The 10,947-nt window shown below is 41.1% G+C and carries 9 protein-coding genes; 7 read left to right on the forward strand and 2 right to left on the reverse strand.

Annotated features, from left to right (window positions below; all coding sequences use genetic code 11):
• Positions 1 to 41: 41 nt before the first annotated feature.
• The gene (locus FNH22_RS29470) at positions 42 to 1,121 is read right to left on the reverse strand and encodes a bifunctional transcriptional activator/DNA repair enzyme AdaA (RefSeq protein WP_143402121.1); all 1,080 of its coding nucleotides are present in this window, start codon (positions 1,119 to 1,121) and stop codon (positions 42 to 44) included.
• Positions 1,108 to 1,878 carry an isocitrate lyase/phosphoenolpyruvate mutase family protein gene (locus FNH22_RS29475; RefSeq protein ID WP_143402122.1) on the reverse strand — a complete coding sequence of 257 codons (771 nt, stop codon included), beginning with the start codon at positions 1,876 to 1,878 and terminating at the stop codon, positions 1,108 to 1,110. The genes FNH22_RS29470 and FNH22_RS29475 overlap by 14 nt, the downstream gene beginning before the upstream one ends.
• Before the next feature lie 360 nt (positions 1,879 to 2,238).
• Between FNH22_RS29475 and FNH22_RS29480 the strand changes: the two genes are divergently transcribed.
• From FNH22_RS29480 to FNH22_RS29510, 7 genes are all read left to right on the forward strand, one after another.
• On the forward strand, positions 2,239 to 4,191 hold the full coding sequence (locus FNH22_RS29480) for a thiamine pyrophosphate-dependent enzyme (RefSeq protein WP_143402123.1): 1,953 nt from the start codon (positions 2,239 to 2,241) through the stop codon (positions 4,189 to 4,191).
• Positions 4,191 to 5,432, forward strand: coding sequence for a sodium:proton antiporter (locus FNH22_RS29485; RefSeq protein ID WP_143402124.1), 1,242 nt, complete (start codon positions 4,191 to 4,193; stop codon positions 5,430 to 5,432). Before FNH22_RS29480 ends, FNH22_RS29485 begins: the two co-directional genes overlap by 1 nt.
• Positions 5,429 to 5,821 (forward strand): DM13 domain-containing protein, encoded by a 393-nt coding sequence (locus tag FNH22_RS29490; RefSeq protein WP_143402125.1) that lies wholly within the window; start codon positions 5,429 to 5,431, stop codon positions 5,819 to 5,821. Before FNH22_RS29485 ends, FNH22_RS29490 begins: the two co-directional genes overlap by 4 nt.
• Positions 5,814 to 6,641 carry a DUF5996 family protein gene (locus FNH22_RS29495; RefSeq protein ID WP_185154492.1) on the forward strand — a complete coding sequence of 276 codons (828 nt, stop codon included), beginning with the start codon at positions 5,814 to 5,816 and terminating at the stop codon, positions 6,639 to 6,641. Before FNH22_RS29490 ends, FNH22_RS29495 begins: the two co-directional genes overlap by 8 nt.
• Entirely contained in the window at positions 6,638 to 8,269 is a 1,632-nt protein-coding gene (locus tag FNH22_RS29500) for a glutamate synthase-related protein (RefSeq protein ID WP_185154493.1), read from the forward strand. The genes FNH22_RS29495 and FNH22_RS29500 overlap by 4 nt, the downstream gene beginning before the upstream one ends.
• A 137-nt stretch (positions 8,270 to 8,406) precedes the next feature.
• The gene (locus FNH22_RS29505) at positions 8,407 to 9,837 is read left to right on the forward strand and encodes an ATP-binding protein (RefSeq protein WP_143402127.1); all 1,431 of its coding nucleotides are present in this window, start codon (positions 8,407 to 8,409) and stop codon (positions 9,835 to 9,837) included.
• A gap of 305 nt (positions 9,838 to 10,142) precedes the next feature.
• Positions 10,143 to 10,628 (forward strand): GNAT family N-acetyltransferase, encoded by a 486-nt coding sequence (locus FNH22_RS29510; protein WP_143402128.1) that lies wholly within the window; start codon positions 10,143 to 10,145, stop codon positions 10,626 to 10,628.
• Positions 10,629 to 10,947 lie beyond the last annotated feature (319 nt).

The following is a 10,947-nucleotide window of genomic DNA, read 5'->3' on the forward strand; positions in this document are numbered from 1 at the left end:
AAAATAGTTTTAACTCCAGGCGGAATCCTATTAAAAAGAGCTCATACCTTGTCCTGATAAGGAAGTAGATCCGCATGTTCCTTTTCATGTTGAATAAGCCAACGTTTTCTCTCAAGACCCCCACCATACCCTGTTAAATGACCATTTTCTCCAATGACCCTATGACAGGGGACCAGGATAGAAATTCGATTCATGCCATTGGCCGTACCCACTGCCCTGACGGCTTTTGATTTATTAATTTTTTTGGCTTGTTGGGTATATGTAGAGGTTTTACCATAGGGGACTTCTTTTAAAGCATGCCAAACAGCCTTCTGAAAGTCAGTTCCGGGGGTCAGAAGTTTTACCTCAAACGTTTTTCGCTTACCTTCAAAGTACTCCCGGATCTCTTCGGTGGCCTGTACGATATGCTCATTCTTACCGGCAATGATCTTTGCTTTTAATAACCGTTGCAGGTCTTTAAATTCAGTTTCCAGCATTTTTCTGTCCACAAATTCCAATAGACATACACCATCTTCGGTCGCACAGATGAACATTGGCCCTAGCAGAGTAGTGAGGCGACTCACTAAAATGATGTTCTTATCCATGCTGTTTTGAGGCGATTTACCTACGATTTTCTTGTAAGTATACCCAAAGCCACTCAATGATTCATAGCCTGTTTGAAATGCAGTTTCAGTTGTCCGCTTTCCTCTCTTCAACTCCTGGAAAGCGTTATTGATCCTGTACATCCTTTGATAAGTATGAAAGGTTATGGCATAATGCTGTTTGAACCATCTCCTTACCAGCTCAGGACTGATATTATGTTTGCGAAGCTGAGCGTCAGAGATCTTGACTTTTGGGTTGGCTTCTATCATTTCAATAGCAGCTGTTACTGGCTCAGGGGGCTGGTTGGTATTTTCTGTAGGTTTACATATTTTACATGGTCTGTATCCATGGTCAAGCGCCTCTTTAAAAGTAGTGTAGAATACGACGTTCTCCGGTTTGGGCTTTCGGGCCCTGCAGGTAGCAATACAGAAAACAGACGTAGTTTTTACTCCTACATAGAATATACCTACAAAGCTTTGCTCTCTGTTTAATAGCGCCTGATAGTATTTGGATATTTTTTCTTTTTCAGTGATCAGCATGTTTAAAAACAGGGTTAAAAGAGCCTTGGGCAGATACAGATTTCAGTGTGTTTTTGAAACCTTTCTGAATGTGATCAAATAGAAAATTTCTCATGCTTATGCGCTTGACACCCAGTGATCTCAATGTGTCGAAATCTGGTAAATCAGGCATACACATTACATTAACAGGTAAGTCAGTGGTTTCAACAATATGTTTAATATCGCCTTCCTTTTCTATGCAAGGAGTGAAAATACCGTCTGCTCCTGATTTTTCATATAATAAAATACGGGAACAGGTTTCTTTGACCGGATCGGGATGTTGTAGCAAAAATGCATCGGTTCTTACATTTAGAAAAATATCTATGCCATCATCTTTAAGTTGGGCTTTTACAGAGGAGAGCGTCTTTGCAAAGTTTTCTGCCTCTAACAAAGTTCGTTTGTTTTCTACCAGGCTGTCTTCGATATTGATCCCCGTTATACCCAGGTGTGCTAACCGTTGGATGTGATCAATGATTTTGGAAACATCACGACTATAACCGGATTCTAAATCCACAGATACCGGGATGCTTACATTGCTTACGATGCGTTTTACAATATATTCTAACTCTACGAAGCTCATTTGCTCGCCATCTTTATATCCCAGCATAGAAGCGATGGCTGAACTTGATGTTCCCAGGGCCTGGAAATTTATTTTTTCAGCTCCCCTGGCGCTGGCAACATCCCAAACATTACAGATAAGTAAGGGATGGGTTTGATGGTGTAAGTCTTTGAATTGCATGGTTCTCGTTTTAATGTAAATTACCGAAGACTGTCTTCATTCAACAACCGAAAACTTGACATGTATATTCCAAACAATGGTATACTTACATAGGAAGTGTCATAGAACTTACTTTATTCGATTGAATACCATTCTTCTACCACTCTTTTTTGATGATTCTTTATTGTTGTTCAGAGAGTTGTAAAAAATGTGCAGCAAAAAGTTAGGCTAAAAAGGTGGTGACAGAAGTATAACATTTCATTATATTGGATGAAACTAAACCACTGATAAAGGTTTTAAACCATGTCATGTCATCTTCGCTACATTATGGTATGGGCGTTTTACCCTAATATTAGTGGTCTGAAATATTAGATCATGTCTATGCCCGAGAATAAAAAAATACAATGGCACAAAGTTCTGAATGACAAAATTGAGCTGCCTGAAGGACGGGTTACCACTGTTACTGCTAATCATGTGGGAATATGTCTTACACATCACAAGGGGAAATTATGCGCCTTGGACAATCGGTGTCCGCATCAGGGCGGGCCACTTGGAGAAGGTTCAATTGAGAATGGCCTTTTACGGTGTCCCTGGCATGGCTGGGATTTTGACCCACATACAGGACAGTCACCCGGTTTTCATGATGATAGTATTGTTACCTACGAGGTGGATGAGCGTGAAGACGGTATTTATGTAGGTATAGAGGAGGAGGAAGAACACGAAACCAGTATTTCCGATGTAATGATGGAAACTATGGTAGCGGCCGGAGTAGACACGGTATTTGGAATGGTGGGTCATTCCAACCTTGGAGTGGCTGAAGCTATGCGACGATTGGAACAGAAAGGTAAACTTTCGTTCATTGGTATACGTCACGAAGGTGCTGCCGCATTTGCTGCTTCAGCGTATGGCAAGTTAACAGGTCGTCCGGCAGCCTGCTTTGGCATTGCCGGACCGGGCGCTACGAACATGTTCACCGGTATGTGGGATGCTAAGAATGACCGTGCACCGATGTTGGCACTTTCCGGACAAGTACAATCCCAGGTAGTAGGTACGGGCGCTTTCCAGGAAGTGGACCTTATACAGGCGTTTGGTTCAGTAGCTGATTTTAATCATCGTGTACTTTCCAATAGCAAACATAGTGAGCTTATGCTACTGGCAATAAAACATGCCGTGATCAACCGGGAAGTATCCCATTTGACTTTTCCTGATGACATTCAAAAGATGCCTGTAAGGAAGGATGTCTCTATAAAAACTACTGAATATCGTATAGCAGAAGATAAAATAATACCGCCGCATAAGGCGGTGGCAGATGCCGTGGCTCTGTTGAACAAGGCCAGGCGACCTGTGATCATAGCAGGTCATGGCGCCCGGTTTAATATGGATGAGGTTATTGCACTGGCAGAAGAACTAAATGCTCCGGTGCTTACCACCTTTAAAGGAAAAGGGCTTATTTCAGATCATCACCCATTGGGATGTGGTGTATTAGGAAGAAGCGGAACACCTATTGCGAGCTGGGTGATGAATGAAGCTGATCTGTTATGCGTATTTGGCGCTTCTTTTTCAAATCATACGGGCATTACCTCAAAAATCCCAACGATCCAGGTAGACTATGATCGTTTAGTATTGGCCAAGTTCCATGATATTGAAGTGCCCGTTTGGGGTGAAATAGGAGTATCCGCTGACATATTCAGGGAAAAACTGGATAATCCGGCAGCCATTGACCAACGTCAGGATATCAGGCAGCGTTGGGATTTATGGCTAAAAGAAAAAGAAAGTCGCTTAAAGGACGATAGGGGAGAGGGTATCAGCTCTGCGGCTGTTTTTGCAGCTATGAATAAGCAAGCTCCCGAAGATGCCGTAATGTGCGTTGATGTAGGTAACAACGCCTATTCTTTCGGACGTTATTTTGAAACTAAAAAGCATTCGTTCTTAATGTCAGGGTACCTGGGTTCTATAGGGTTTGGTTATCCTGCGGCTATGGGGGCCTGGATGGCGGTGAAAGGAAAACGAGCAGTGATAACAGTCACGGGAGATGGTGGTTTCGGTCAATATATGGCCGAAGTGTCTACCGCTGTAAAATATAAGATGGGGATCAAACACATTCTGATCAATAATGATGAACTGGGTAAGATCTCCAAAGAACAACGTGCAGACCAATTGGACGTATGGAAAACATCACTACACAATCCTAATTTTGCGGATTTTGCCACTAGCTGTGGCGCTTTGGGCTTACGTGTTACAAAGCAGGAAGAACTGGAGAATGCTATGAAACAGGTTTTTGACCATGACGGCCCTGCCACATTAGAAGTGATGGCTGATGTAAACCTGATCTGATGTTTCAGTCATTTACCATCCTGCTGTCCATTTCGGCCCTTTTTAGCTATATAAATCATAAATGGTTAAAATTGCCCGTCACCATCGGTTTGATGATTATGGCGATGGTCATGTCGGTGCCTATGGGCTTATTAGAGATATATAAGCCAGAGGTATTTCATCAGGCTTGCCAGGTAGTGGTACAGATCAATTTTAAAACCTTTCTGCTTGACGTTATACTTAGCATTTTATTGTTTGCCGGTGCGTTGCATATTAAGGTCCGGGACCTTAATAAGGAGAGGGCCTCCGTGATTGCCTTTGCTACCGCGGGAGTGCTTATTTCAACATTTATTGTAGGGTTTTTATTTTTTTATACATTGCAATGGATCGGACATCCCATTCCATTGGTTTATGCCCTCTTATTCGGCGCACTTATTTCACCGACTGATCCTGTAGCGGTACTGGCTATTCTCAAAGAGTCCAATGTAGCCCACTCTTTGGAGACGAAAATAGCCGGGGAGTCTTTGTTCAATGATGGAGTAGGTGTTGTCGTCTTTGTAAGTATTTTAGGATTTACCGGGGATATGGAAAGTGTGGGAGTGGGAGAAGTTGTGTCGTTGTTTGCAGAGGAAGCACTGGGAGGTATAATTTATGGCTTGGTTTTAGGGTATGTGGGGTATTTGCTATTACATTCCGTTACCGATGATCCAAAAGTGGAAGTGCTACTTTCGCTGGCCCTGGTTCTAGGCGGTTATAGCCTGGCCTCTACGATCCATGTCTCAGGCCCCCTGGCTATGGTGGTAGCAGGATTGTTCATAGGAAATAAACTGAATAGCAAAGCTTTTGACCGGCAGTCAAGAGACCATTTGAGTCTCTTTTGGGAAATGTTGGATGAAATTTTAAATGCACTACTTTTTGTTTTGATTGGTTTGGAAATACTTACCTTAAGTTTTGAGAACTATTATTTCCTTGTTGGAGCGCTAGCCATTATCATTACACTGTTAGGCAGATGGCTTAGCGTAATGGGAACTTATCAAATGATAGGACGTAAAAATGATGAACACCCTCAAAAAACCATATTGATCCTCAGTTGGGGAGGGTTGAGGGGGGCTATTTCAGTGGCATTGGCGCTGTCCATAGATGCTTTTGAACAGCGTGAATTACTGGTATTTATTACCTATTGTATTGTGGTATTCTCTATTGTAGTACAAGGTTTAAGCATTAAAACACTTGTTAACAAACTCAAACTATCCAAAGAATGAAAAAGCTATTGATAATACTATTGGTCATGGTGAGCGTTTCAGCTGTGGCCCAAACAGAGCATTCCGGGAAATGGATCAAAAAGACCTATGGAGTTAATGGAGGGTGGAAGATCGTTAAAAATGGAAGCGTATTGCAATTGGAATTAGATGAGGGCTTTGATACCAAAAAGGCCCCTGATTTGAAAATATTTCTTTCACCGCTCGGCTATGATGAAGTTACAAAGAAAAATGCCGTAAGAGGGTCAGCTAAAGTAGCAGAACTTAAGAAGTATGAAGGAGCACAGGTATTCACGTTACCCCGTAATATTAAACTTAATAAATATAAGACCCTCCTGATCCACTGTGAAGAGTATGGTGTGCTATGGAGTGTAGCTAAACTCAATGACTAGTATGATAGATTTTTCCTCTATTGACAAGGGCTTGCTGAAAGAAGCCAGAGAAGAAACCCATAAAGCTATCCAGTTGGTGGCCATAGTACCTCGTCATCTTTTACCGCATGATATTACAGATAGCTCAGCAAGTTTGTTATGGAATAATGGCCTGAATATGCTTACATCGCAAGATGTCAATGGGCTGAAAGTTGGATTTAATTTTATTGATCAGCAAATTAAGCTTTTGCGCGACGGTGCTACTGTAAAAAGTATTGAAACGATCCATCAAACATCCGATAGTGTTTTTGAAGAATTGAAAAATGCGCTGGAAATATTAGGCGAAGTTGGAGAACGTTTAAAAACGGACCTTCCTTATGAGCTTCCTGCCAGTGTAGAGCAGCGTGGCCGGCCTTTCAAGAAACAAGATCCGGGCGCTTTAGAAGCGCTGATGTATCTATATAAGCTGACTCATGAGGTATTGACCATCACTTTTGAAACGATTATAGAAGAGGCTTCAGAGATTACCTGCTGGCCACATCACTATGATCTGGCCACATTGGTCACGTTGGAAGCTCATGAAGACCCGGAAAAGGCCAAATCCATTGGTTTTGGGTTTTCTCCGGGAGATGGCAGTTATGATGAGCCTTATTTTTACCTGACGCCGTGGCCCTATCCCGACGTGGCTGACCTATACGATATGCCGGCACCGGCTATCTGGAATACAGAGGGTTGGGTAGGCGGTGTATTGAGAGTAGCCGACTTGACCGAAGGTAAGGAAAAGGAAATGATTTGTGATTATTTCAACACCGGATTTGAAAAACTGAAACAATTATTATGAGTGATATTCTCGAAAAGATAGAAGCAGTAGAAGTGGCGTCATTCAATCAGCTTGAAAACCGTACACCCACACATGCGCAAGTCTCTAAAACTGACTTGGTTGTCATACGCTATGAAGAGAATGTTTCAGTACTTTATGGAAGGTGCTTACACCGGGGAGCTCTTTTGGGGGATGGTTTCGTAGATGGAGATAACCTGATCTGTGGTTTGCATAATTGGGATTATCGCATAGATACCGGGGTAAGCGAGTACAATAATAGTGAGGTACTTTATAAATTTAAAGAATACGTTATCAACGGAAAGGTATACGTAGATCAACGAGAAGTACTGGACTACGAGGTGGATAACCCGTCTCCCTTTAATGAAGATGAATACCTGGGTAAATATGCAGATACTCACCCGGAGACTACGGAACCTTATACCCGGTATATTAAAGCTCTGGCCCGGGATGGCCTTTCTAAAGTAGGACATCACGGTGTAACCGAGGCCATGGGAGTAGATCGTGATACTCTGCCGAAGTGGGAGAGCATTCAAATGTTACCTGCTCAGATAGCTAAAAAGCCGTTGTTAGATGATGCAGAGGTCGGTACATCAGTGATAATAGGCCCGGGAGCTAAAAAACCACTGAAGCTCGATATTCCACTTTTTGTTTCGGACATGTCTTTCGGAGCATTGTCAAGAGAAGCTAAGATAGCCCTTTCAAAAGGAGCAGAGCTCTCAGGTACAGGTATTTGTTCAGGAGAAGGTGGAATGTTACCCGCCGAACAGGAGAGTAATTCCAGGTATTTTTATGAGCTGGCCTCTGGGAAGTTTGGCTTTGAATTCGATAAATTGAAAAAAGTACAAGCTTTTCATTTTAAAGGGGGGCAAGGCGCTAAAACGGGTACAGGAGGTCATTTGCCCGGGCATAAAGTTAGTGATGAAATAGCTTCTGTGCGTGGCTTGAAGCCAGGAGAAGCGGCCATTAGCCCGGCTACTTTTACAGATATGACCACGATCCGGGACTTTCGTGAATTTAGCGAGCAAGTGCGTGAAGTGAGCGGCGGTATTCCTGTAGGATATAAGCTGGCAGCCAGCAGGATTGAACAGGATATAGATTTTGCCCTGGAAGCAGGAGCGGATTATATTATACTTGATGGTCGTGGAGGAGGTACCGGCGCTGCGCCGATAGTGTTAAGGAATCATATCAATGTGCCTACGATACCTGCACTTGCCAGGGCCAGAAAACACCTGGACAAACAAGGTGCCGGTAATGTTTCCCTGATCATTACAGGAGGGCTGAGGGTGCCTTCGGATTTTGCCAAAGCGTTGGCGATGGGGGCCGATGCCGTGGCCGTATCTAATGCAGCCATCCAGGCAATAGGCTGCCTGGGCATGCGTGCCTGTCATACGAACAATTGTCCGGTGGGTATTGCTACACAAAAGGAAAACCTGCGTTCCAGGCTTCTCATAGAGAATTCTGCTAAGCAACTGTATAACTTTTTCTCAGCCAGTGTAGACTTAATGAAGATCCTGGCAAGAGCCTGTGGACATGATGATCTTTCTCAATTTGACATGGAGGATCTTTCTACCTTTGACAGAGATATGTACCATCTGACTGGGATAAACTATGCAGGAGTGAATCCCTGAAGTTTGCCTTTTCCCATTTATTAGCTCACATCTGAGTTTGATTAGATGTGTTATTTTTATCTTATATGGACTTTTTTGTTTAAATAAGATCAATTATTTGATCTTATTTTTTATTTTTGAATAAAATAAGCAAATTCATGCTCAAAGAGATCTCTAAAAAGCAAGTTTTGGATAGGATACGTTTTGAGAATCCATGGTGGGTGGAAGGTCATATTGACAATGATTACAATGAAATGCCAAGGCGTCTATACTTTGATTTGTTCAAACCTTTGGCCTATGAGAGAGACATAAGAAGAGCGGTAGTTTTAATGGGCCCCAGACGAGTCGGAAAAACGGTAATGCTTTTTCACTTGGTTGAAGATATGATCCAAAATGGGTTGGACCCCCGGAAAATCATTTTCATTACTATTGAAAATCCCATCTATAATAATATCAGCCTGGAGCAATTATTCCTTTATGCCAAAGAGGCTACCGGGTTATCAGCAAATAGTGATTGGTACGTGATATTTGATGAAATACAATATTGCAGAAATTGGGAAGTCCACCTTAAATTACTAGTAGATAGTTATCGAAAAGATAAATTCATTGTTTCAGGCTCAGCCGCTGCTGCGTTGAAATTTGCAAGTAATGAAAGTGGAGCAGGCAGGTTTACCGATTTTCTTTTACCCCCTTTAACGTTTAATGAATACATTTCACTGAAAGGATACGATAATATCATTCATCCAATATCGCTACAATGGAAAGGGCACATTGCCGAATTTTATACATCGTCTCATTTGGATGAGTTGAACAGGCACTTTCTAGATTATATAAATTTTGGAGGTTATCCCGAAGTCATTTTCTCTGAGAAATTGCAATCCAACCCAGGAAGATATATAAGGCATGACATTGTAGATAAAGTACTTTTAAGGGATTTGCCAAGTCTTTACGGGATTAGTGATACCAGGGAGCTAAACAGCTTATTTACTACCATAGCCTACAATAGTGGAGGTGAATTTTCATTAGAAACATTGAGTAAACAATCCCAGGTTCCTAAAAATACGCTTAAGAAGTATATTGAATACCTGGAAGCTGCTTATCTGATCAAGCCAGTGAAAAGAATTGACCAAAGTGGAAAAAGGTTCAAAAGAGATAATTTCTTTAAGATATACCTGACCAACCCATCGCTTAGAAGCGCTCTTTTTTCACCCATAACTGCCACAGATGAGATGACGGGGAGCATGGTGGAAACAGCTATTTTTGCACAATGGATGCATCGTGACTGGTTTACTCCCTGGTATGCCCGATGGAATAACGGAGAAGTAGATATGGTAGGATTAAGCGATTCATCTTTAAAACCAGTTTGGGCATTAGAGATAAAATGGTCTAACCGATATCATGAAAAACCAAATGAATTGAAAAGCTTATATAAATTTTGTGTTGAAAATAAACTTAACCACCCTATTGTGACTACGATAGATAAAGAAGGAGAACAGGATTATCAAGGGCTGAATATTCAATTCTTACCTTCATCAGCCTATGCCTATACAGTAGGAAGAAACACGTTGAATAAAAAGAAAAACAGGTAGATTAGGTGATATAGGTGGTATCTGATGTTAATAATTGGATATTGGTTTTGTTCATAAGATCAAATAATTGACCTTATATCAAAATTTTCAATGAGACAAGAAATCCATGTAAACAGGAATATTAACCTATCGTGTAATTTATAGAATACAGTCTGGAAACTACGAAAGCAGTCGATTCGAAAAGTTATTCAAAATTGCAATAAATTGAATAATAACAATGAGCTAATAAAAAATACCTTGAATGCTATATGAAAAATATATAAGCCAATGTATATTTATTATTATTCAATGTAAACTGAGCTAAAATGCCTGATCCAGGGATAATATTAGTTGAAGCTAAGGACAAAGATGATTTTAATGAAGCTTCAAAATTATTTACGGAATATGAGTCAGGATTAGGGATAGATCTGGAGTTTCAAAACTTTCGGGAGGAGCTTGAAACTATCAGTATACAATATGGTAAGCCCAATGGAGTCCTGATTCTCGCGAAGTCATCTGAACTTAAAATTATTGGCTGTGCAGGAGTAAGAAGGTACGAAGGAAGTATTTGTGAGTTGAAAAGAATGTATATCAAGCCGGAAGCCAGAGGATTAGGGTTAGGAAAGATCCTGTTACGCAAATCAGTAGAAATTGCTACTGAATTGGGTTATTCCAAAATGCGCCTGGATACTTTACCTGATATGAAAAAGGCCATAAAAATGTATGAAGGAGAGCAATTCCATGAAATAGAAGCATATCGATATAACCCCATTAAAGGAGCGCGGTACTATGAAAAAGATCTAACCTATTAGTAGTGTCCGTCATTATCAATGAAATCAGATCCATGCGTCATGTCTTTGTGACCATTGAAATCACATTCTTCCAATATTTGGGTCAATAATAAACAGAATGCTACTAATAATAAATGAGTGATATCAAACGCATACATAATTCACCCGCTATCGTATAGAAACCTTTTTGCTTGTCAGAGGAAAGTACATGATCCGGGTTTAACCGCGATTATGCAATAGGATTTCAGAAAATGCAATAATTTTTTGTATAAAGGAATTAAAGGGCGATTTTGAAGGAGTTTTAAATTCACCCAAATGGTTAACCTACCGATAGGATACA

It is taken from the genome of Fulvivirga sp. M361, assembly GCF_007097395.1.
GTDB lineage: Bacteria > Bacteroidota > Bacteroidia > Cytophagales > Cyclobacteriaceae > Fulvivirga.